This window comes from Streptomyces griseocarneus (assembly GCF_014655595.1).
GTDB classification, from domain to species: domain Bacteria; phylum Actinomycetota; class Actinomycetes; order Streptomycetales; family Streptomycetaceae; genus Streptomyces; species Streptomyces griseocarneus.
Genome location: NZ_BNBL01000001.1, coordinates 1,310,111 through 1,334,245 on the forward strand (window position 1 = coordinate 1,310,111; position 24,135 = coordinate 1,334,245).

General features: G+C 73.7%; 5 protein-coding genes, 1 pseudogene and 1 CRISPR repeat array (1 of these 7 running past the window's edge). Of the genes and pseudogenes, 4 read left to right on the forward strand and 2 right to left on the reverse strand.

Annotated features, from left to right (window positions below; genetic code table 11):
• Position 1 precedes the first annotated feature (1 nt).
• Genes IE295_RS05310 through IE295_RS05325 form a run of 4 tightly spaced genes read left to right on the forward strand, consistent with a single transcriptional unit; the run spans position 2 to position 19,585 of the window.
• Complete coding sequence (locus tag IE295_RS05310) at positions 2–3,193, forward strand: amino acid adenylation domain-containing protein (RefSeq protein ID WP_190062218.1); 3,192 nt, start codon at positions 2–4, stop codon at positions 3,191–3,193.
• On the forward strand, positions 3,190–11,229 hold the full coding sequence (locus IE295_RS05315) for a non-ribosomal peptide synthetase (RefSeq protein ID WP_190062219.1): 8,040 nt from the start codon (positions 3,190–3,192) through the stop codon (positions 11,227–11,229). The genes IE295_RS05310 and IE295_RS05315 overlap by 4 nt, the downstream gene beginning before the upstream one ends.
• 32 nt (positions 11,230–11,261) lie before the next feature.
• A complete protein-coding gene (locus IE295_RS05320; protein WP_190062220.1) occupies positions 11,262–18,359 on the forward strand; it encodes a non-ribosomal peptide synthetase in 7,098 nt (2,365 codons plus the stop codon).
• Positions 18,356–19,585 carry an MFS transporter gene (locus tag IE295_RS05325; protein ID WP_190062221.1) on the forward strand — a complete coding sequence of 410 codons (1,230 nt, stop codon included), beginning with the start codon at positions 18,356–18,358 and terminating at the stop codon, positions 19,583–19,585. Before IE295_RS05320 ends, IE295_RS05325 begins: the two co-directional genes overlap by 4 nt.
• A gap of 40 nt (positions 19,586–19,625) precedes the next feature.
• Here IE295_RS05325 and IE295_RS05330 read toward each other — a convergent pair whose 3' ends face one another.
• Positions 19,626–22,631, reverse strand: coding sequence for an AfsR/SARP family transcriptional regulator (locus IE295_RS05330; protein ID WP_224323362.1), 3,006 nt, complete (start codon positions 22,629–22,631; stop codon positions 19,626–19,628).
• Between the two features lie 200 nt (positions 22,632–22,831).
• Positions 22,832–23,034, reverse strand: a pseudogene (locus tag IE295_RS05335) (IS5/IS1182 family transposase); the annotation flags it as partial.
• A gap of 148 nt (positions 23,035–23,182) precedes the next feature.
• Positions 23,183–24,135: a CRISPR direct-repeat array (repeat unit 29 nt; unit sequence GGGACCACCCCCGCAGGCGCGGGGACCAC); it runs 54 nt beyond the window's last position.

Genomic DNA, 24,135 nt, shown 5'->3' on the forward strand with positions numbered 1-24,135 from the left:
CATGCCCATGGACCAGCACGACGGCACCGGCCGCGCCGCACACCACGAACCCGGCCGCGACCGGGCCGCGACCGGCATCCGCCTCGTCGAGGCGTTCCAGCGTCAGGCTGCCCGCACCCCCCGCGCCACCGCGGTCGTGGCCGGAGACGTCGAGCTGACCTACGAGCAGCTCAACACCCGGGCCAACCGGCTGGCCCGTCTGCTCGTCATGCACGGCGCCGCACCGGAGCGGTTCGTGGCGCTGGCCGTTCCGCGCTCCGTGGACATGGTGGTGGCGCTCCTGGCCGTGCGGAAGACCGGAGCGGCCTACGTGCCGGTCGACCCGGAGCACCCGGCCGCCCGGATCGCCTTCACGCTGGCCGACGCCCGCCCCCACCTGCTGCTGACCACCCGTGCGGCGGCGGGTGCCCTGCCGGCCGCCGAGGTCGGGCCCCGCAGGATCGTCCTGGACGAGCCGGGGTGCCAACTCCTGCTCGCGGACTGTCCGGGCTCCGACCTGGACGAGGCGGATCTCCCGTCGCCGTGCGACCCCCGCCACCCCGCGTACGCCATCCACACCTCGGGCTCCACCGGCCTGCCCAAGGGCGTCGTCGTCCCCGCCTCCGCGCTGGACGCCTTCCTCACCGACGTGTCCGCCCGGTTCCCCCTGACCTCCGAGGACCGGCTGGTCGCGGTGACGACCCTGTCGTTCGACATCGCGGCCCTGGAGATCTTCCTGCCCCTGGTCTCCGGCGCCACCGTGGTGCTGGCCGACCGGGACGTGGTGCGCGACCCGGCGGCACTCGCCGGCCTGGTGACCTCGGCCGGAGGCACCGTCCTCCAGGCGACCCCGTCGTTGTGGCGGCTCCTGCTCACCCACGCTCCGCAGGTGCTGCGCGGGCTCCGGATGCTCGTCGGCGGCGAGGCACTGCCCCCCGACCTGGCCGCCATGATGGCCACGACCGGCAGCGAGGTGACCAACCTGTACGGTCCGACCGAGACCACGATCTGGTCCACCGCGGCGCCTCTCGGCGAGCGGCCCGGCACCCCGGCCATCGGCCGTCCGCTGCGCGGCACCCGGGTCCACGTCCTGGACGAGGCCCTGCGCCCGGTCGCTCCCCAGGTCCCCGGCGAGCTCTACATCTCCGGAGCCGGCCTGGCCCGCGGCTATCTGGGCCGGCCGGGGACGACGGCCGAGCGCTTCGTCGCCGACCCGTTCGGCGGGCCCGGCAGCCGGATGTACCGGACCGGTGACCTCGCGCGCTGGGGGACGGACGGTGAACTGGAGTATCTGGGCCGCACCGACCAGCAGGTGAAGGTGCGCGGTCACCGGATCGAGCCCGGGGAGATCGAGGCCGTCCTGGCCGAGCACGACCATGTCGCGCAGGCCGCCGTGGTGGCCCGTGAGGACACCCCCGGCGAGCCGCGCCTGGTCGCCTACGTCGTGCCCACCGGGCGGGCCGGGCGCGACGAGGCGAGTGAACTCCGGCAGGTCGAGGAGTGGCTGAGCGTCTACGAGGACGTCTACCGGGACGAGGCGACCGCGGGCGAGTTCGGCGAGAACTTCGCCGTCTGGACCAGCGTCTACGACGGCACCCCCATCCCGCTGGAGCAGATGCGCGTCTGGCGGGGCTTCATCCTGGACCGCGTCCGTTCGCTCGGCCCGCGCCGGGTCCTGGAACTCGGGGTCGGCAACGGCCTGATCCTCGCCCATCTGGCGCCGCACTGCGAGGCGTACTGGGGCACCGACTTCTCCGTGGAGGTCATCGACGGACTGCGCGAGGGACTCGCCGGACAGCCGCACCTGGCGGGGAAGGTCGAACTGCGGGCCCAGGCCGCCCATGTGGTCGACGGTCTGCCGGAGGACTACTTCGACACCATCATTCTCAACTCGGTCCTTCAGCACTTCCCGAACGCCGACTACCTCGTGGAGGTCATCGAGCGGGCGATCGCGCTGCTCGCCCCCGGCGGCCGGCTCTTCGTCGGGGACGTCCGCAACCTGCGGCTGCACCGCTGCCTCATGACCGCCGTCGAGTTGCACCGGCGCGGCGGCGACACGGGCCTGGACGCGGTGCGCCGGGCGGTCGAACAGGCCTTGGTCATGGAGAGGGAGCTGCTGGTCGACCCCGACTTCTTCGCGGCGTTCGGCGAGGGCTCGGACGAGGTGGCGGCCGTCGACATACAGCTCAAGCGGGGCCGCTACCACAACGAGCTCTCCCGCCACCGGTATGACGTCGTCCTGCACAAACACCCCCGGGCACTGCCCACACCGGCCGCGGAGACCGTGCTGCGCTGGGGCGGCGACCTCGCGTCCGTCGCGGAGGTGGCCGCGTTCCTCGGCTCCCGCCGTCCGGCCGCGCTGCGGGTGACCGGGGTGCCGCACCTCGGCCTCGCCGGTGAACTGGCCGCGCTGCGCACACTGGACGCCGGGGAGGACGCCGAAGCCGTGCTGGCCGCCCTGTACGGGCAGGGGCCGCTCGACGGCGTGACCGCCGGCGTGGACGCCGAGGAGCTGTACCGGCTGGGCGAGCGGCTCGGATACCGGACCGCCGTCACCTGCGGGCCCGCCGCTCACGCCGGTGCCATGGAGGCGTTGTTCGTCGACGCGGGCGCCTCGGGCCGCACGGACGCGGTGGCCGATCCGGTGCCCGCCTACCGCCGCACCGCACCGGGCGGCGTGCCGCTCACGGCGTACACCAACGACCCGGTCGGCTCCCGCCAGGTGGGCTCGCTGGTCTCCGCGCTCCGTGCGCATCTCCGCGAACGGCTGCCGGAACACATGGTCCCCGCCGCCTTCGTACCGCTGGAATCGCTGCCGCTCAGCCCGAACGGGAAGCTCGACCGCAAGGCCCTGCCCGCCCCGGACCTCCGCGCGGGTGCCCCGGGCCGAGGGCCGGGCACCCCGCGGGAGCGGCTGCTGTGCACGGTCTTCGCCGAGGTCCTCGGCCTCGCCTCGGTCGGCGTCGACGACTCCTTCGTGGAGCTCGGCGGGGACAGCATCATCTCCATCCAGCTGGCCGCCAGGGCGCGCGAGGCCGGCCTGGTGATCACCCCTCGGGAGATCTTCCGGCACCGGACGGTCGAGGCCCTCGCCAGGATCGCCGGATCACCCGGCGCGGAGGACCCCGGACCGGCCGAGGGGGCCTTGCCGGTGATCGACCAGGACGAGTTCGACGAGATCGTGCGCGGCATCGAAGGGGGGACGTGGGCGTGAGCCGGCCGGAGATCGAGGACATCCTGCCGCTGACTCCGCTCCAGGAAGGGCTGTTGTTCCACACACGGCTCGACCGTGAGCACGGCGGTCTCTACATCGACCAGTACGTCGTCGAGTTGCGCGGCGAACTCGACGCGGCACGGCTGAAGGCATCGGCCGCCGTCCTGATGGCGCGCCATCCCGCGCTGAGGACCGGATTCACCCACCGCAGGACCGGTGAGCCGGTCCAGGTCGTCCACCGGGACGTCCCCGTGAACTGGCGCGAGATCGACCTGCGACGGCTCGGCTCCGGACCCGCCGAGGCGCGGGCCGGTGAACTGGCGGACCAGGACCGGGCCCTCGGTGTGCACCTCGGCAACCCGCCCCTGCTGCGCCACACCCTGATCACCCTGGCGCCCCGGCACCACCGGCTCATCCTGACGGCACATCACATCGTGGTGGACGGATGGTCGTTCACCATCCTCCTCGACGAGCTGTTCGCCCTGTACGCGCAGGAGCCCTCCGGGTCCGCACCGCGGGCGGAGGCGCCCTTCCTGCCCCCGGCCCGCCCCTACCGCGACCACCTGGCCTGGCTGGCCGGCCGGGACCGGCCGGCGGCCGAGCACGCCTGGCGCACGACGCTGGCCGGGCTCGAGGACCCCACCCTCATCGCCCCACCGGGCCCGGTCGCGACGAACCCGGCAGGGGCGACGGCCGAGAACGTCGTCGTGCGGCTCGCCGAAGCCACCGGCACGGCCCTCAAGGAGCGGGCCCGCCGGAGCGGGATGCTGCTCAGCACCGTCCTGCAGGCATCCTGGGCGGTGGTCCTCGGCGAGGCCACCGGCCGCGACGATGTGGTCTTCGGCTGCACCGTCAGCGGGCGGAGCCCCGAACTCCCCGGGGCCGACACCGTGGTGGGCCTGCTCATCAACACCGTTCCGGTCCGCGCCCGGCTCGCTCCCGGCCTCTCCCTGCGTGCCCTGGGCGAGCAGCTCCAGGACCAGCGTGTGGGGCTCCTGGAGCACGATCACTGGGCCCTGACCGACATCCAGCGCACCGCCGGCCTCCAGGGGCCGCTGTTCGACACCAACGTGGTCGTCGACAACTTCCCGGTGAACACGTCCCCCGCCCTGCCGGGCCACGACCTCGACGTGTCCATCAGGTTCCGCGACACTCCGACGCATTTCCCGCTCACCCTGGTCGTCGAACCGGAACCCCGCCTCGAGGTGCGCCTGAACTACCGCGGCGAACTCATCGGCCGGGCACAGGCGGAGCGGCTCGCCACCCGGCTCGCACGGCTCCTGGAGCAGTGGGCCGTCGACCCCGGCCGCACCCTCGGGGAACTCGACCCCCTCGACGGGGACGAGCGCGACCGCGTCCTGCGCGCGTGGAACGACACCGCGCGGCCGCTGCCCCGCACCACCCTTCCGGAGCTGTTCGAGGCCCAGGTCGCACGGACCCCGGACGCGACCGCCGTGGTCTTCGGGGGCGAACGCCTCAGCTACGCCGCCCTGGACGCCCGGGCGACCCGCCTGGCCGGGCTGCTGACCGCACGGGGCATCGGCCCCGAGGACGTCGTGGCAGTGGCCGTACCGCGTTCGGCCGACCTCGTCGTGGCCCTGTACGGGGTGATCAAGTCGGGCGCCGCCTATCTGCCGATCGACCAGGGCCAGCCCGCGCAGCGGATCGACGGCATGCTGGCCGACGCGGCACCGGCCCTGCTGATCACCACCGGCGACGCGGGGCGGAGCCTGCCGCCGAGCCCGGTCCCGAGACTCCTCCTCGACGGGCCGGATCCCGGCGCCGACGGGCCGTCGCCCACCACCCCGGCCGTCCCCGCCCGGCGTACCCCGCTCACCCCGGATCACCCGGCCTACGTGATCTTCACCTCCGGGTCGACCGGCCGCCCCAAGGGCGTTCTGGTGCCGCACGCGGCCATCGTCAACCGCCTGCTGTGGATGCAGGAGGAGTACGCGCTCACCGCCGCCGACCGCGTCCTGCAGAAGACGCCGTGCGGCTTCGACGTGTCGGTGTGGGAGTTCTTCTGGCCCCTGATGACCGGGGCCGCGCTCGTCGTCGCCGAGCCGGACGGCCACAAGGACCCCGCCTACCTCGCCGACCTCATCCGCCGCGAGTCCGTCACCACCGCCCACTTCGTCCCCTCGATGCTCGGCGTTTTCCTCCAGGAACCGGCCGCCGGCGCGACCGCGAGCACGCTGCGCCGGGTGATATGCAGCGGCGAGGCCCTCCCGGCCGAGGCCCAGACCGCGTTCTTCGACACCCTCGACGGCGTGGAGCTCCACAACCTCTACGGGCCCACGGAGACCGCCGTCGACGTGACCCTGTGGCCCTGCCGCCCCGAACCCGCGGCGACCACCGTCCCCATCGGCCGCCCCGCCGCCAACACCCGCGCCTACGTCCTCGACGGCCGGCTGCGGCCGGTCGCCCCCGGCGTCACCGGCGAGCTCTACGTCAGTGGCGTCCAGCTGGCCCGCGGCTACCTCGGGCGTCCGGCCCTCACGGCGGAACGCTTCGTCGCCTGCCCCTTCGAACCCGGCGCCCGCATGTACCGCACCGGCGACCTCGTGCGCTGGACCGGCCACGGCACCCTGGAATACCTCGGCCGCGCCGACGACCAGGTGAAGATCCGGGGATTCCGCGTCGAACCCGGCGAGGTGGAGACCGCGGTCGCCCGCTGCGCCGGCGTCGCCCAGGCCGCCGCCGTGGTCCGTGAGGACCGGCCCGGCGACCGCCGCCTGGTCGTCTACACCGTGCCCGCACCCGGCGCCGAACTCCGGCCCGCCCGGCTGAGGGAGGAACTGGCCGGGGCGCTGCCGGAACACATGGTGCCGTTCGCCGTGGTCGTCCTGGCCGCCCTGCCCGTGACCGCCAACGGCAAGCTGGACCGCAAGGCCCTGCCCGCCCCCGAGCACGGCACCGGCCGCGGCGGTCGCAGGCCCCGCCCGGGACGGGAGGAGATCCTCGCGGGTCTCTTCGCCGCCGTGCTGGGACTGCCCGAGGTGGGTGCCGAGGACGACTTCTTCGCCCTGGGCGGTGATTCCCTCCTCGCCATGCGGCTCGTCGCCCAGGCCCGTACCGCCCTCGGCGTGGAACTCGGCATCCGCCAGGTGTTCGCGACGCCGACCGTCGCCGGTCTGGCGGCCGGCCTGGACCGCTTCGGCCCGGCACGGCCGGCCCTGCGGACCGTGGACCGCCCGCACGTCCTGCCGCTGTCGTTCGCCCAGCGACGTCTGTGGTTCCTGAGCCGATCGGGACAAGGCGCCGGCTACAACTGCCCGTTCGCCCTGCGGCTGCGCGGACCTCTGGACCGGGGCGCCCTCGCTGTCGCCCTGGCGGATGTCGTCGGCCGGCACGAGGCCCTGCGCACGGTCTTTCCCGAGACCGACGGCGAGCCGTGCCAGCGGGTGCTGCCGGCGGATGCCGTGGTCGTGGGGCTGGACGTCGTGGAGGCCGGGGACGGCGGCCCGGGTGGGGTCCTGGAGCGACTGGCGAACGAGGAGTTCGACCTTGCGCACCGGCCCCCGGTGCGGGCCACGCTCCTCGCGCTGGGCGAGGACGAGCACGTGCTGGCCCTGGTGGTCCACCACATCGCTCTCGACGGCTGGTCGTGGCGGCCGCTCTTCGACGACCTGGCCCGGGCGTACGCGGCCCGCAGGCTCGGGGACGGTCCGGTGTGGGAGCCGTTGCCGGCGCAGTACGCGGACTACACCCTGTGGCAGCGGGAGCTGCTGGGGGAGGAGAGCGATCCGGACAGCGTCGTCGCGCGGCAGCTGGACTTCTGGCGCAACGAGCTCGCCGGCAGCCCTGCCGAGCTGCCCCTGCCGTTCGACCGGCCGCGTCCGGCAGTGGCGAGTCATGCGGGCGGTTCGGTTCCGGTGGAGCTGGACGCCGCGCTGCACGCCAGGCTGCTGGAGCTGGCGCGGTCGCGGGGCTGCACATTGTTCATGGTGTTGCGGGCGGGTCTGGCGGTGTTGTTGTCGCGCCTGGGGGCGGGCACGGACATTCCGTTCGGCACTCCCGTGGCCGGTCGTGCGGACGAGGCGCTGGACGACCTGGTGGGCTTCTTCGTCAACACGCTGGTCCTGCGCACAGATGTGTCCGGCGACCCCAGCTTCGTGGAGCTGCTGTCCCGCGTCCGGGAGGCGGATCTGGCGGCGTACGAGCACCAGGACGTGCCCTTCGAGCGCGTCGTGGAAGCCCTCAACCCCGACCGCTCCCTCGCCCGCCACCCTCTCTTCCAGGTCATGTTCCAGCTCCTGGAGACCACCGACACCCTGGAACTCGCCGGCCTCGACGTCCGCGACGAGCCTCTTCGCTTCGACACGGCGCAGTTCGACCTGACCGTCGAGGTCCGGGAGCGGCGGGACGCCGAGGGCGGGCCGGCCGGGATCAGCGGTGCGCTGGAGTACGCGGCGGACCTCTTCGATCCGGAGACCGCCGAGAGCCTGGCCGCGAGCCTGCCCCGGGTGCTGGAGCAGCTGGCGGCCGAGCCGCTGCGTCCGGTCGCGGCGGTGGAGCCGATGACCCCCGGGGAACGCGAGCGCATCCTGGTGGACTGGAACGACACCGCTCTCACCACGCCCGACGCCACGTTCCCGCAATTGTTCGAGGACCGGGTCGCGCGGACACCGGACGCGACGGCGGTGGTGCACGGCGACACCGCGCTGACCTTCGCCGAGCTCAACGCCCGCGCCAACCGCCTGGCCCACGCCCTGGCCGAGCGCGGCGCGGGCCCCGAAAGCCTGGTCGCGCTGGCGCTGCCCAGGTCCGAGGAGTCGGTGGTGGCGCTGCTCGCGGTGCTCAAGGCCGGAGCCGCGTCCGTTCCCGTCGACCTGGAATACCCGGCCGAACGGATCGCGCTGCTGCTGGAGGACGCTGCCCCCGCGCTCGTCGTCACGGACTCCGCCACCGCCGAAACCCTGCCGACGGCGGGCGGCGCCCATCTGATGCTGATCGACGACCCGGCGACGGCACGACACCCGCACGGGAACCTGGGCCTCGACGTCCTGCCCGGCAACGCCGCGTACGTCATCCACACGTCCGGTTCCACCGGTCGGCCCAAGGGCGTCGTCGTCGACCACGCCGGACTGCGCAACCTCTACGCCTTCCACCGCGCCGGTCTCATGACCCGCGCCGAGGAGGCACAGGGGAGTGCCCGGCCGATGCGGGTGGCGCTGACGGCCTCGCTGTCCTTCGACACGTCGTGGGAAGGGCTGCTGTGGATGGTCGCCGGCCATGAGCTGCACGTCATCGGCGACGACATCCGCCGCGACGCGGGTGCCATGGCCCGGCACATCGCCGAGGCTGGCATCGACGTGCTCGACATCACGCCCACCTACGCCGAACAGCTCGTCGAGGAAGGCATGCTGGCCGACCCCCGGCACCGCCCCCAGGTCGTCCAGCTCGGCGGCGAGGCCACCGGCGCGGCGCTGTGGACGAGGGTCCGGGAAGCCGACGGCATCATCGGCGTCAACATCTACGGTCCGACCGAGTACACGATCGACGCCCTGTGGCTGGACCTGGCGGACAGCGATCACCCGCTGGTCGGCCGCCCCCTGGCCAACACCCGGGCGTACGTCCTGGACGAGGCGCTACGGCCCGTCCCACCGGGCGTGGCCGGCGAGCTCTACCTCGCCGGTGCCGGACTGGCCCGCGGCTATCTCAACCGGCCGGCGCTGACGGCGGAGCGGTTCGTGGCCTGCCCGTTCGCCGTGGGGGAGCGGATGTACCGTACGGGCGACCTGGCGCGCTGGAACCGCGCCGGCGCCCTGGAATTCCTCGGCCGCGCCGACGAGCAGGTGAAGATCCGGGGTTTCCGCGTCGAGCCGGGCGAGATCGAGGCGGCGCTGGCCCGGGTCCCGGGTGTGGCCCGGGCGGCGGTGACGGTCCGCGAGGACGGCCCCGGCGGGAAGCGGCTGGTGGCGTACGTCGTGCCCGCGGCCGGCCGCACGACCGAAGCGACCGCCCTGCGGCGGGAACTGGCATCGGTCCTGCCGGAGCACATGGTGCCGTCGGCGTTCATGACGCTGGAGTCCTTCCCGCTGACGCCGAACGGGAAGCTCGACCGCAAGGCCCTGCCCTCCCCGGACCGCACGGTGGCGGGCTCCCGCGCGCCGCGCACACCACGGGAGGAGATTCTGACGGGCCTCTTCGCCGAGGTCCTGGGCGTGGCCGACGTGGGAGCCGAGGACGGCTTCTTCGACCTGGGCGGTCATTCGCTCCTCGCGACCCGGCTCATCTCCCGGGCCCGTACCACCCTCGGCGTCGAACTCGGCATCCGCGACCTCTTCCGGGCGCAGACACCGGCCGCACTCGCCGAACTGGCCGGCGACGCCCGAAGCGCCCGGCCGCCGCTGGTCAGCGGGCAGCACACGGACCACCCGCCGCTGTCCCACGCCCAGCACCGCCTGTGGTTCCTCCACCAGGCCGAGGACCAGGCCGCCACCTACAACATGCCCTTCGCCGTCCGGCTCCACGGCACCCTGGACGGCACCGCTCTCGCGGAGGCCCTGGCCGACGTCGTGGCCCGGCACGAGACGCTGCGCACCCTGTTCCCCGACGTCGACGGCCACCCGGCCCTGCGCGTCCTGCCCCCGGAAGAGGCCCGCCCCGGGCTGACGGCCGAGGACGTCACCGGGCCGGAGCTGGACCGGGCCGTCGCGTCCCTGACGGCCCGCCGCTTCGACCTGGCGGCCGAACCGCCCCTTCAGGCGCGGCTGTTCCGCCTCGCCCCGGACGAGCACGTCCTGCTGCTGGTGATGCACCACATCGCCTCCGACGGCTGGTCCATGGACCCCCTGCTGCGGGACCTGGCGCGGGCGTACGAGGACCGCCGGCAGGGGAACCGCCCGGGGTGGGAGCCGTTGCCGGTGCGGTACACGGACTACACCCTGTGGCAGCGCGAGCTGATGGGGGAGGAGTCGGACCCGGGCAGCGTCGCCTCCCGGCAGCTGGACTTCTGGCGGAAGGAGCTCGCGGGGGCTCCGGCCGAGCTGGCCCTGCCGTTCGACCGGCCCCGTCCGGCGGTGGCGAGCTACGACGGTGGTTCGGTCCCGGTGGGGCTGAGTCCTGAGCTGCATGCCCGCTTGTCGGAACTCGCGCGGTCGAACGGCTGCACGTTGTTCATGGTGTTGCAGGCGGGTCTTGCGGTGCTGCTGTCGCGGCTTGGTGCTGGTACGGACATTCCGATCGGTACTCCGGTGGCCGGTCGTGAGGACGAGGCGCTGGACGATCTGGTGGGTTTCTTCGTCAACACCCTGGTCCTGCGTACGGACGTCTCCGGCGACCCCGGCTTCGTGGAGCTGCTGTCCCGTGTGCGGGAGGCGGATCTGGCGGCGTACGAGCACCAGGACGTGCCCTTCGAACGCGTCGTGGAGGCCCTCAACCCCGACCGCGCTCCCGCCCGCCACCCCCTCTTCCAGGTCATGCTCCAACTCCACAACACACCCGCTGACAGCCTGGAGCTGCCCGGCCTCACCACCGGCCCCCAGCCGGTTCCCTTCGGCGTCGCCAAGTTCGACCTCACCCTCGACATGGCGGAGCGGTACGGCGCCGACGGGACACCGGACGGCCTGCACGGCGAACTGACCTACGCGACCGATCTGTTCACCGCCGAAACCGCACAGCACGTGGCCGCGGCACTCGAAGCGTTGTTCGGCACCGTCACCGCCGACCCCGACCGGCCGTTCAGTGCCCTCGCCGGACTGCCCGCCCCGCGCCGGGCCGTCCGCCGCACCGCCGAAGAGGCGCCCACCGCGCCCACCGGAGAACCCACGGCCGGCGGCGCGACGGAGCAGGCACTGTGTGCGCTCTTCGCCGAAGTCCTGGAGGTCGACTCCGTCGCCCCGGACGACAACTTCTTCGCCCTGGGCGGCCACTCCCTCCAAGTGACCAGGCTCATCAGCCGGGTCCGGGCCGAACTCGGCCTGGAACTGCGCATCCGCCAGGTCTTCCAGCACCCCACCCCGGCCGGCGTCGCCGCCCGTCTGACCGCCGCACCGAAGGCGCGCCCCGCGCTGCGCCGCTCGGCCCTCTGAACCGCCGAGTGCGCGCATACCAAGGAGATCCCGTGTTCCCTGTGTCCTTCGCCCAGCGCCGGCTGTGGTTCCTCAACCGCATGGCCGAGACGGGCGCCGCCTACAACTGCCCGCTGGCGGTCCGCCTGCGCGGCCCGCTGGACCGGGCGGCCCTCGCCGGCGCGCTGGATGACGTCGCCGGCCGCCACGAACTGCTGCGGACGGTGTTCCCCGAATCCGATGGCGAGCCGGTGCAGCACGTCCTCGACCGGCGGCCCCGGCTGACAACCGTGGCAACCACCGAGAACCGGCTGCCCGACGACCTCGCCGAGGCCGCCGGCCACATCTTCGACCTCACCGTCGAGCTGCCCGTACGCGCCGAGCTCTTCGCCCTCTCGGCCGACGAGCACGTGCTCTCCCTCGTCATCCACCACATCGCCTGCGACGGCTGGTCGTGGGCACCCCTGCTGGGCGACCTCTCGCAGGCGTACGCGGCACGGCGTACCGGCACCGCCCCGCTGTGGGAGCCGCTGCCCGTCCGCTACGTCGACTACACCCTGTGGCAGCGCGAACTGCTCGGCGCGGAGGACGACCCGGACAGCCCGCTCACCCAGCAGCTCCGCTTCTGGCAGGAAGCACTGGCCGGTATCCCCGCCGAGCTCTCCCTCCCCTTCGACCGGCCGCGTCCGGCGGTGGCCAGTTATGCGGGCGGTTCGGTCCCGGTGGAACTGGATGCGGCGTTGCACGCCCGCTTGTCGGAACTCGCGCGGTTGAGTGGCTGCACGTTGTTCATGGTGTTGCAGGCCGGTCTTGCGGTGCTGCTGTCGCGGCTCGGTGCCGGTACGGACATTCCGATCGGCACTCCGGTGGCCGGTCGTGCGGACGAGGCGCTGGACGACCTGGTGGGCTTCTTCGTCAACACCCTGGTCCTGCGCACGGACGTCTCCGGCGACCCCAGCTTCCTGGAGCTGCTGTCCCGCGTCCGAGAGGCGGATCTGGCCGCGTACGAGCACCAGGATGTGCCCTTCGAACGCGTCGTCGAGGCCCTCAACCCCGACCGCTCCCTCGCCCGCCACCCCCTCTTCCAGGTCATGATGACGCTGGAGAACGGCTCAGGCACGGCTCTGACCCTGCCCGGCGTCGCGGCCGAGGAGCAGCCGGTCGGCTGGGACATCGCCAAGTTCGACCTGACCGCCGACTTCCAGGAGCGGCGGGACGGCGAGGACAGGCCGGCCGGGATCAGTGGCTGGCTCGAGTACGCGGCGGACCTCTTCGACCCGGAGACCGCCGAGAACCTGGCCGCGAGCCTCACCCGGGTGCTGCGGCAGCTGGCGGCCGACCCCTTCCGCCCGGTGGGCGAGGCGGAGCCGATGTCCGACGAGGACCGCGAGCGGGTTCTGGCGGGCTGGAACGACACCGCCCGGCCCGTCCCTGAGGCGATGCTCCCGCAGTTGTTCGAGGACCGGGTCGCGCGGACGCCGGACGCGACGGCGGTGGTGCACGGCGACACCGTGCTGACCTTCGCCGAGCTCAACGCCCGCGCCAACCGCCTGGCCCACGCCCTGGCCGAGCGTGGCGCGGGGCCCGAGAGCGTCGTGGCGCTGGCGCTGCCCAGGTCCGAGGAGTCGGTGGTGGCGCTGCTCGCGGTGCTCAAGGCCGGTGCCGCGTTCGTCCCCGTCGACCTGGAGTACCCGGCAGAGCGCATAGCCCTCCTGCTGGAGGACGCTGCCCCCGCGCTCGTCGTCACGGACTCCGCCACCGCCGGCTCTCTGCCGGCGGCGGACGGCACTCACCGGGTACTCGTCGACGACCCGGCGACAGCCCGGTACCCGCACGGCGACCTAGGGTGCGAGGTGCGGCCCGGCAACGCCGCGTACATCATCCACACCTCCGGCTCCACCGGCCGGCCCAAGGGCGTCCTCATCGACCACGCCGGGCTGCGCAACCTCTACGCCCACCACCGCGCCGGCGTCATCGCCCGCGCCGAGGAGATGCACGGGCCCCGGCCCCTGCGGGTGGCGCTCACGGCCTCGCTGTCCTTCGACACGTCCTGGGAAGGGCTGCTGTGGATGGTCGCCGGGCACGAACTCCACGTCATCGGCGACGACATCCGCCGCGACGCGGGCGCCATGACCCGGCACGTCGCCGAGGCCGGCATCGAGGTGCTCGACGTCACGCCGACCTACGCGGAACAGCTCGTCGAGGAGGGCCTGCTGGCCGACCCCCGGCACCGCCCCAAAGTGTTCCTGCTCGGCGGCGAGGCCGCCGGAGCCACCTTGTGGACGCGGGTCCGGGAAGCCGACGGCACGCTCTGCTACAACCTCTACGGTCCGACCGAGTGCTCGGTCGACGCCCTGTGGTGGGACGCCGCCCGCAGCGAACGCCCCCTGGTCGGCCTGCCCCTCGACAACACCCGCGTCTACGTCCTCGACCGCACGCTGCGGCCCGTGGCGCCGGGCGTCGCGGGCGAGCTGTACATCGCCGGCGTGAGCCTGGCCCGCGGCTACCTCGGCCGGCCCGCCCTGACGGCGGAGCGGTTCGTGGCCTGTCCGTTCGCGGTGGGGGAGCGGATGTACCGAACGGGCGACCTGGTGCGCTGGGGGCGCGACGGCGCCCTGGAGTTCCTCGGGCGCGCCGACGAGCAGGTGAAGATCCGGGGTTTCCGTGTCGAGCCGGGTGAGATCGAGGCGGCGCTGGTCCGGCTGCCGGGTGTGGCCCGGGCGGCGGTGACGGTCCGCGAGGACGGCCCCGGCGGGAAGCGGCTGGTGGCGTACGTCGTGCCGGTGGCCGACCGTACGGTCGAGGCGGCCGGACTGCGCCGGGAGCTGGCGACGACGCTGCCCGACCACATGGTGCCGTCGGCGTGCGTGGTGCTGGACTCGTTCCCGGTGACACCGAACGGGAAGCTGGACCGCAAGGCACTGCCGCTCCCCGACTACGCGGCGGGGGCGGGCTCCCGTGCACCGCGCACGCCGCGCGAGGACATTCTGGCGAGCCTGTTCGCCGAGACCCTGGGCCTGCCCGAAGCCGGCGTCGAGGACAACTTCTTCGACCTCGGAGGACACTCGCTCCTCGCGACCCGGCTGATATCCCGCGCCCGGACGGCACTCGGCGTCGAACTCGGCATCCGCGACCTCTTCCGGACCCCGACCGTCGCGGGCCTGGCGGCCGGCCTGGACCGCTTCGGCCCGGCCCGTCCGGCGCTGCGGGCCGCGGACCGCCCGGCCGAGCTGCCGCTGTCGTTCGCTCAGCGGCGCCTGTGGTTCCTGAGCCGCACGGGGCAGGGGGTCAACTACAACTGCCCGTTCGCCCTGCGGCTGCGCGGACCTCTGGACCGTGCCGCCCTCGCCGCCGCCCTGACGGATGTCGCCGGTCGTCACGAGGCCCTGCGCACGGTGTTCCCCGAAGTGGACGGCGAGCCCTGCCAGCGGGTGCTCCCGGCAGAGGCCGCCACCGTGGAGCTGGATGTCATCGACTGCGGGCCGGCCGGCCCGGGCGACGTTCTGGAGCGTTCGGTGGCGGAGGAGTTCGACCTCGCCCAGCGGCCTCCGGTGCGGGCCACGCTCTTCGCGCTGGGCGAGGACGAGCACGTGCTGGCCCTGGTGGTCCACCACATCGCGCTCGACGGCTGGTCATGGGGGCCGCTCTTCCGCGACCTGGCGCAGGCGTACGAGGACCGCACGCGGGGGAGCGCTCCGGGGTGGGAGCCGCTACCGGTGCAGTACGCGGACTACACCCTCTGGCAGCGGGAGTTGCTGGGGAAGGAGAACGACCCGGACAGTGTCGCGTCCCGGCAGCTGGAATTCTGGCGGAAGCACCTCGCCGGCATCCCTTCCGAGCTTCCCCTGCCTTTCGACCGGCCGCGTCCGGCGGTGGCCAGTTATGCGGGCGGTTCGGTTCCGGTGGAACTGGATGCGGCGTTGCACGCCCGGCTGCTGGAGCTGGCGCGGTCGAATGGGTGCACGTTGTTCATGGTGTTGCAGGCGGGTCTTGCGGTGCTGTTGTCGCGGCTTGGTGCCGGTACGGACATTCCGATCGGTACTCCGGTGGCGGGGCGTGCGGACGAGGCCCTGGACGATCTGGTGGGTTTCTTCGTCAACACTCTGGTCCTGCGTACGGACGTCTCCGGCGACCCGGGTTTCGTGGAGTTGCTGTCCCGTGTGCGGGAGGCGGATCTGGCGGCGTACGAGCACCAGGACGTGCCCTTCGAGCGCGTCGTCGAGGCCCTCAATCCGGACCGCTCCCTCGCCCGCCACCCCCTCTTCCAGGTCATGTTCCAGCTCCAGGAAACCGCCGACGACACCCTGTCCCTCGCCGGCCTCGACGTCTGCGACGAGCCGCTCCGCTTCGACGCGGCGCAGTTCGACTTGACCGTCGACGTCCAGGAACGGCGGGACGCCGAAGGCGGCCCGGCCGGGATCAGCGGATCCCTCCACTTCGCGGCGGACCTCTTCGACCCACGGACGGCGGCCGACATCGCCGCGGCCCTCGCGCGGGTCCTGGGCGGACTCGCCGCCGACCCGGCCCGGCCGGTGAGCGCGGCGGACCCGCTGTCGGCCGAGGACCACGACCGGATGCTGGTGCGGTGGAACGACACCGGGCTGCCGGTGCCCCCCGCGACCGTACCGGAGCTGTTCGAGGCCCAGGTGGCGCGCACACCGCAGGCCACGGCCGTGGTGCACGAGGACTCGGCGCTGACCTTCAGCGAGCTCAACGCCAGGGCCAACCGGCTGGCCCGCCGCATGGTGCGGGCCGGCGCGGGGCCCGAGCGGGTGGTGGCGGTGGCGCTGCCCAGGTCAGAGGAGTCGGTGGTGGCGCTGCTCGCCGTCCTCAAGTCCGGCGCCGCCTGCCTGCCCGTCGACACCGGCTACCCGGCGGAGCGCATCGCCCTGCTGCTGGAGGACGCGGCACCCGCCCTCGTCGTCACCGACTCGGTGACGGCGGACCGGCTGCCGCTCGGCGACACCCCTCGGCTGCTCGCCGACGACCCCGCCACCGCCGCCGAGCCCGCGGGCAACCTCGGGCGCGGGGTGCGGCCCGGCAACGCCGCGTACATCATCCACACCTCCGGCTCCACCGGCCGGCCCAAGGGCGTCGTCACCGACCACGCCGGGCTGCGCAACCTCTACGCCTTCCACCGCGCCGGCGTCATGACCCGCGCCGAGGAGGCGTACGGGGCCCGGCCCATGCGCGTGGCCCTGACGACCTCGCTGTCCTTCGACGCCTTCTGGGACGACCTGCTGTGGATGGTCGCCGGCCATGAGCTGCACGTCATCGGTGACGACGTCCGCCGGGACGCGGGCGCCCTGGTGCGCCACGTCGCCGACGCTCGCATCGACGTCATCGGCGTCACGCCCACCCACGCCGAACAGCTCGTCGAGGAGGGCCTGCTGGACCGTCCCCCTCGGGTCTTCGAGATCGGCGGCGAGGCCGCCGGCTCCGCCCTGTGGCACCGGCTGCGGCAGGTGGACGGCATGCTCTCCTTCAACTTCTACGGCCCGACCGAGTGCACGGTCGACGCCCTGTGGTGGGACCTGGCGGACAGCGCCCGCCCCCTGGTCGGCCGCCCGGTCGCCAACACGCGGGCGTACGTCCTGGACGCGGCGCTGCGACCCGTGCCGCCCGGCGTCGCGGGCGAGCTGTACATCGCCGGTGCGGGGCTGGCCCGCGGTTACCTGAACCGGCCGGCCCTGACGGCGGAGCGGTTCGTGGCGTGCCCGTTCGCCTCGGGCGAGCGGATGTACCGCACGGGCGATCTGGTGCGGTGGGACCGCGATGGCGTCCTGGAGTTCCTCGGCCGGGCGGACGAGCAGGTGAAGATCCGGGGCTTCCGCGTCGAACCGGGTGAGATCGAGGCTGTTCTGGCCCGGATCCCGGACGTGGCGGGGGCCGCGGTGAGCGTCCGCGAGGACGGCCCCGGCGGCAAGCGGCTCGTCGCCCACGTCGTGCCCGTGAGCGGCCGCACGCTCGAGGTGGCCGCCCTGCGCCGTGAGGTGGCGTCGCTGCTGCCGGAGCACATGGTGCCGTCGGCGTTCGCCGTACTGGAAGCCTTTCCGCTGACACCGAACGGCAAGCTGGACCGGGCCGCGCTGCCCCGCCCCGACCACGCGGCGGGAGCGGGCTCCCGTGCGCCCCGCACGCCGGAGGAATCGACGCTGGCGGGCCTGTTCGCCGAGGTCCTGGGCCTGCCCGAAGTCGGTGTCGACGACAGCTTCTTCGACCTCGGCGGACACTCGCTGCTCGCCGCCCGGCTCATCTCCCGCGCCCGCACCGCACTCGGGGCCGGGCTCGGCATCCAGGACCTCTTCCAGGCACCCACCCCTGCCGGGCTGGCCGCGCGACTCGCCGCGGACGACGCGCACGACTCGCTGACGCCCCTGATCCCCCTCCGGGCCGGCGGCGGGATGCCCCCGCTGTTCTGCGTGCACCCCGGGGCCGGGATCGGCTGGGTGTACTCGGGGCTGCCCGCACACCTCGGCCCCGACCGGCCGGTGTACGCCCTCCAGGCAAGGGCGTTGCGCGACCCCGACGCCCGCCCGGCGAGCGTCGCGGCCATGGCGGAGGACTACGCCGACCTGATCCGTACCGTCCAGCCGGCCGGCCCGTACCACCTCCTCGGCTGGTCGTTCGGCGCGGTCGTCGCGCACGCCGTGGCGGTCCACCTCCAGGCGCGGGGAGCGGAGGTCGCCGAACTGGTGATGCTCGACGGCTACCCCGCCGATCCCGGCGCGGAGGAACGCCCCCCAGGGGACGCGCGGGCCGAACTCCTCGCGTCCCTGGGCTGCGCGGTGGCGGACACCCCGATCGACGAAGCCGAGTTCGGCCGGCTGGCAGGCGCCCCGGACGGGCCGCTGGCCGGCCTCGGAACGGACGTGATCGCGGCCGTCGGCGAGGCGTTCGTCCACCACGGCACGCTCGCGGACCACCACCGTCCCGGCCGCTTCCACGGCGACGTCACCCTCTTCACCGCGGCACTCGACGCGGACGCGGACGCGGGCGCCGACGCCGACGTCGTCGGCTCCGAGTCGTGGCGGCCCTACGTGACGGGTCACATCGACCGGCACGACCTCGCCTGCGCCCACGGCGACATGATGGCCGAGCAGCCGCTCGCGCGGATCGGCGCGGTCCTCCGGTACAGGCCGGCCCGATGAAGGGCTCCTTGCGGCACCGTGACTTCCGGCTGCTGTGGGCGGGGGAGTCGATCAGCCAGGCCGGCAGCGCGGCGACGCGCGTGATGCTGCCGCTGATCGCCGTGGGCACCCTGCACGCGAGCTCGATGACCATGAGTGTGCTGAACGCCGCCGCATGGGTGCCCTGGCTGCTGATCGGCCTGCCCGCCGGGGCCTGGGTCGACCGCATGCGCCGCCGCCCCGTGATGATCGTGTGCAATGCCGTCTCGGCGGTGCTGCTCCTCTCCGTGGCGGCGGCCGCCTGGCTGGACGCCCTCTCGGTCGGTCAACTGCTCCTGGTGGGCGTCCTGTCCGGCACCGCCGACGTCTTCTTCCGTGCGGCCTACAGCGCCTACGTCCCGGCCCTGCTGCCGCGCGAGGACCTCGCGGACGGCAACGCCAAGCTCGAGACCAGCGAATCGGCCGCCGACGTCGTCGCGCCGAGCGCGGGCGGCGCGCTCGTCCAGGCCGGGGGAGCGGTCTTCGGGTTCCTCGCGGACGGGCTGAGCTTTCTCGCATCGGCACTCATGCTGACCCGGATCCGGGTGCGGGAGGGCCCGCCGGGCGGTGAGCGACGCAGGGCCCCCGCCCTCGGCCCGGAGATCCGCGAAGGCCTCGCCTTCCTCGTCCGGGACCCCTATCTGCGGACCATCCTGCTGTGCGACGCCGGCATGAACCTCTTCCTCGCGGGCACCCAGGCGCTCTCGATCGTGTTCCTGAGCCGCACGGTCGGCGTCGACGGCCGCACCATCGGCGTGCTGATCGCCCTCGTCGGCCTCGGCGGGGTGCTGGGCGCCGTCGTCTCGCCCCTGCTGGCCCGCACGTTCGGCACCGCCCGGGCCGTGCTGCTGTGCGCCTTCTGCGGCGGCCCGTTCGGGCTGCTGATCCCCCTCACCACCGACGGCACGGGGCTGGCGGCCTTCCTCGTCGGGGACTTCTGCCTCACCGCGAGCATCGTCGCCGGAAACGTGATCATCGTCAGCTTCCGGCAGGCGTACTGCCCGCCCGGGATGCTCGGCCGGATCAGCTCCAGCATCCGCTTCGTCATGTACGGAACGGTCCCGGTCGGCAGCCTCCTGGGCGGCGCCCTCGCCACCGCCCTCAGCGACCGCGGCGCCCTGTGGATCCTCTACACGGGCAACGCCCTGTGCGCCCTGCTTCTCCTCCACGGCCCGGTCCGCAACCGCAGGGAGCTGCCGGTGGGGTGAACTTGCGGGCGAACGGGCGGTGAGGCCCGGACCGAGGTGATCAGGTCCCGTCCGGGTGCTGCGGCACCGCCCCCGGACGGGACCCGGCCACGGCGTCCGCCATCGTCCCCGCGGCCTCTCTCAGCCCCCGGTACAGCTCCGCGGCCTGCGCCAGGTGCGCGTCGGCCGCCGTGTCCTCGCCGCCCACCGCCCGCAGGGCCCTGCCGAGAGCCTCGTGGCTGCGCGCCATCAGCAGCGGTTCCTGGGCCAGCCGGGCGCCGGCCAGGGCATCCCGCGCGGTGTCGACGGCGGCCCCGGTGTCCCCGGTCGCCAGGAGAGCCTCGGAGAGCCGGAACAAGCACTCCGTCTCGTTGCGGGCCTGGCCGCTGGACCGGGCACGTTCCAGCACCCGGCGGTACAGCGCGGCCGCCGCCGCGTGGCCGCCACCGCGCAGCAGGCAGTCCGCCTCCGTCAACATCACCCTGATCAGCCACTTCTCGTCCTCGCTCCGGGTGAAGACTCCCGTCAGCTCCCGGCACCGCGCCGCGATGCGGTCCAGGTCCGTCCGCCGGTCCGGATCCTCGACCTCGATCTGGAGCAGGACGGTGCGCCGCCGCGCGACCAGCTCCCGGTCGCCGCTGGCAGCGGCCAGGGCCACCGACCGCTCCGCGAAGGCGCGGGCCGACGCGAAGTCCCCGACCTGGAGGTCCAGTTCGGCCAGCATCGCCAGCGTGAACAGCACCAGCAGGAAGGGCCGGTGGCCGTCGCCCGGCGCGGGAACGCCATCGAAGATCTCCAGGACCTTCAGCAGGTGTGCCCGTGAGCGGCGGAGGGACTCGGGGGAGGAGTGCTTCTTGAGGATCACTCCCGCCGCGTAGTGGGCGGTGCCCGCGATGTTCCCGCCGCAGTGCGCCAGGGCGGCAGGGACCAGCGCGCTCGCGGCCTGCGCGAGCGGCGCCAACGGCACGACGTCCTCGAAGCAGGGCACGAGCGTGACGATGTCCACGGCCAGTGCCACCGCGTCGGGGTCGCCGCTGGCCGCCGCCTGCTCGACGACCGCGGCCAGCGTGGGCAGCGCACCCTGCATCCACACCATCGCCTCGCGCCCGCTGCCCACCTCCGCGCCCGCCGACCGCCGCGGGTGGATCTCCGCGGTCAGCGGCCCGGCCAGCGGCTGAGTGGCCCGCACCGCGGCCACGACGCTGGCACACAGGTAGTCGGCCGCGCGGCGCACCACCGCACGGCGTTCCCCTTCGGTCAGCTCAGCCTGTGCCTTCGCCCGTGCGTACGCGCCGACCAGGTCGTGGAACTGGTAGCGGCCCGGTGCGCGGGTCTCCAGGAGCACGGCGTCGACCAGTGCTTCCAGCACCGTCTCGGCGTCCTGCTCCGGCAGTTCGAGAACGGCGGCCGCGAACTGGACGTCGAATGCCGCGCAGTGCGGGACGGACAGCGCCATGAACGCACGGGCCTGCCCGGGAGCCAGCTGCGAAGTCGACAGTTCGAAGACCGCCTGGACCGTCAGCTCACCCACCCGGAGCTCCCCGAGCAGCCTGGCCTGGTCCGACACCCGAGCCAGCAGCGTCGCCACGGTCCACGCGGGCCGCGCCGCCAGACGGGCCCCGGCCGCGCGCAGCGCCAGCGGCAGGTACCCGCAGGCCGCCGCCAGCGCCGCGACGGCACCCGGCTCCTCCTCGAGCCGCCGCGCCCCGGCGACCTTGCCGATCAGCTCCACGGCATCGTCGGGACCCAGACCCACCAAAGGCACGGTGAGGACGGCGGGCATCGCCGCCAGGGCCCGGGCCGTGATCAGCACGGCGCACCGGGCCGCGCCCGGCAGCAGCGGTTCGACCTGCGCCACACTGGTGGCGTTGTCCAGCACGACCAGTACGGCGCGCTGCGACAGCATGGTGCGGAACAGTGCCGTGCGGTCGGCGAGCGAAACCGGGAAGCGCTCGTGCGGAACGCCCAGGGCCGTCAGAAAGCCCGCCAGGATCCCGGCCGGGTCGCACGGCGCACCGTCCGGCCCGCGCAGATTCGCGTACAGCTGACCGTCGGGATAGGCCCCGGCAACGGCGTGCGCCGCGCGCAGAGCCAGTGTGGTCTTGCCGACCCCGCCCATCCCCGTGATGACCGCGACGGCGTGCTCGGCACCGCCGGTCAGCGCGGAGACCAGCGCGGATATCTGGTCGTGCCGCCCGGTGAAGTCGCAGGGCACGGGCGGGAGCTGAGCGGGCCCCCGCGGGCCCCGAACAGCCGGCCGCACCTGCTCGTCCCGCGAGGGTGTCCCCCCGTCCGCCACGGCAGGGGCCGCGAGGAGCGCCCGGTCCTCCGCCAGGATGGCCGCGTGCAGCTCCCGGAGGGCCGGCCCCGCCTCGACGCCCAGCTCGTCCGCGAGCACCCGACGGGCATCGTCGTAGGCCAGCAGCGCCTCGGCGCCGCGCCCGGAACGGTAGAGCGCCACCATCAGCGCACCGTGCAACCGCTCCCGGTACGGGTACGCCTCCAGAGCACGCAGGATGTCCGGCACCAGCTCCGACGCGCGCCCGCACTCGAGCAGCAGCTCCAGACGGTGCTCCACCGCGGACGCCCGCTGCTCGGCCAGCGCACGCCGCTGGTCCTCCGCACCGGGCCCGGGCAGCCCCGCCAGCGCGGGGCCCCGCCACATCCCGAGCGCCTCCTCCAGACAGGCCACGGCGGCCAACAGCTCACCGTCCCGGGCCCGTTGCCTGGCCCGCGCCGTGAGCAGGCCGAACCGCAGCGCGTCGACACACTCCTCGGGAAGCCGCAGCACGTACCCGTCGGCCGTGGTCTCGATGACCGAGGACGGACGTCCCCCGCCGTCCGCGTCCACCCGGTCGAAGTGCGTCCGCAGCCGGTGCACATAGTTCACGACCACCCGCCGGGCGGTGGACGGCGGATCGTCGTGATACAGACCGTCGATCAACTTGTCGATGGTCACCAGGTTCCCCGCGCGCAACGACAGCGCCGCCAGCACGGTCTGCGGCCCCGGAGCGCCGGGCCGGGTGGCCGTCCCCTGCGCCGAAACGTACTGAACGGGACCGAGCAAACGGATGCGAGTCACCTCGTGCGGCGCGGGCAATTGCGACGTCTCCTACTATCCCGACGGGTTGCAGCCCATCATATGGGGCGTCATGTGGGGTGCCCTGTCCGGGCATCGGGGCGGCAGCCACCCCGTGCAACGGCAGGTATCGCCGGACAGATCACGGCCGGAGCCAGAGCCGGGACCGCGGCGCGGGTCACCGTGCCGTGAAAGACGTGTGTCTCCACTTGGATGGCCCGGGGGCGCGGCACACGGATCCGGTGCAGGACGGGGACCATTCGCGGGGCGGCGCCCCAGTGCCCCGGCGGCGTGATCAGCAGGGCAAGTGGCCGCAGGCCGCCCTCGGCCGCCAAGCGAATCTTTGCGCTCAGCCCGCCGCGTGAGCGGCGAGAGCTTCGTCAACTCGGTGTGAGCGGAGGACCGCTCGACCGACACCATCCAGCGCCTCACCGGCCGCCGCCCACCGCACGGTTTCCGGGCGGTTTCCGAACGGGAGCTGTCTCTGCAGACGGCGCCGGAGACCACCCCGAGGCCCTCGGCTTCTACGAGGACATCGCGGGACCACCCCCGCAGGCGCGGGGTCCACGCCGCCGTCACCCGATATGAGGACTTCCGGCTGGGACCACCCCCGCAGGCGCGGGGACCACGCGGTCCTGGCCGGTCAGGTAGCTCCTCTTGGGGGACCACCCCCGCAGGCGCGGGGACCACATGGCGCAGGCCCCGCCGGTGCGGCCGGCGGGGAGGGACCACCCCCGCAGGCGCGGGGACCACGCGCTCGGGGTCTACATCTGGTGGGCGACCCAGGGACCACCCCCGCAGGCGTGGGGACCACACGCGCCGTGCGGTGGTGGTGTCGTCCATCGGGGGACCACCGCCGCAGGCGCGGGGACCACAGCCGAGTGCGTCGGCGTAGGAGCGCCCGAGCGGGACCACCCCCGCAGGCGCGGGGACCACGAGCCGGTCAGGTGGTAGAGCATGCCCTGGGAGGGACCACCCCCGCAGGCGCGGGGACCACCCTGTGCATGGCGAACTCGATCGGCTCGACGCGGGACCACCCCCGCAGGCGCGGGGACCACTTTTTTAAGTTCATCCTACATGTACCTGTCCAGGGACCACCCCCGCAGGCGCGGGGACCACCGGTATGCGATCGAGCGGCTGAAGCGCTATCAGGGACCACCCCCGCAGGCGCGGGGACCACCACGAGGCACTCGGCCACCTCGAGGCCGTCGTGGGACCACCCCCGCAGGCGCGGGGACCACCGATCGACTCAACGCCAAGCAGCTACCGGCAAGGGACCACCCCCGCAGGCGCGGGGACCACACCGTCGGACGACCTGATGACGAGATCGGCGAAGGACCACCCCCGCAGGCGCGGGGACCACTTGATCGTCCAGCCGCTCACGCCGGTCACGTAGGGACCACCCCCGCAGGCGCGGGGACCACCGGTTTCCGGCTCTATGACACGTCGGGCAATATGGACCACCCCCGCAGGCGCGGGGACCACCCGGCCG

Bases quoted from the DNA above. Each gene is read 5' to 3' on its own strand.
- IE295_RS05310 (WP_190062218.1), top strand. From the start codon at position 2: ATGCCCATGGACCAGCACGACGGCACCGGCCGCGCCGCACACCACGAA.
- IE295_RS05325 (WP_190062221.1), top strand. From the start codon at position 18,356: ATGAAGGGCTCCTTGCGGCACCGTGACTTCCGGCTGCTGTGGGCGGGG.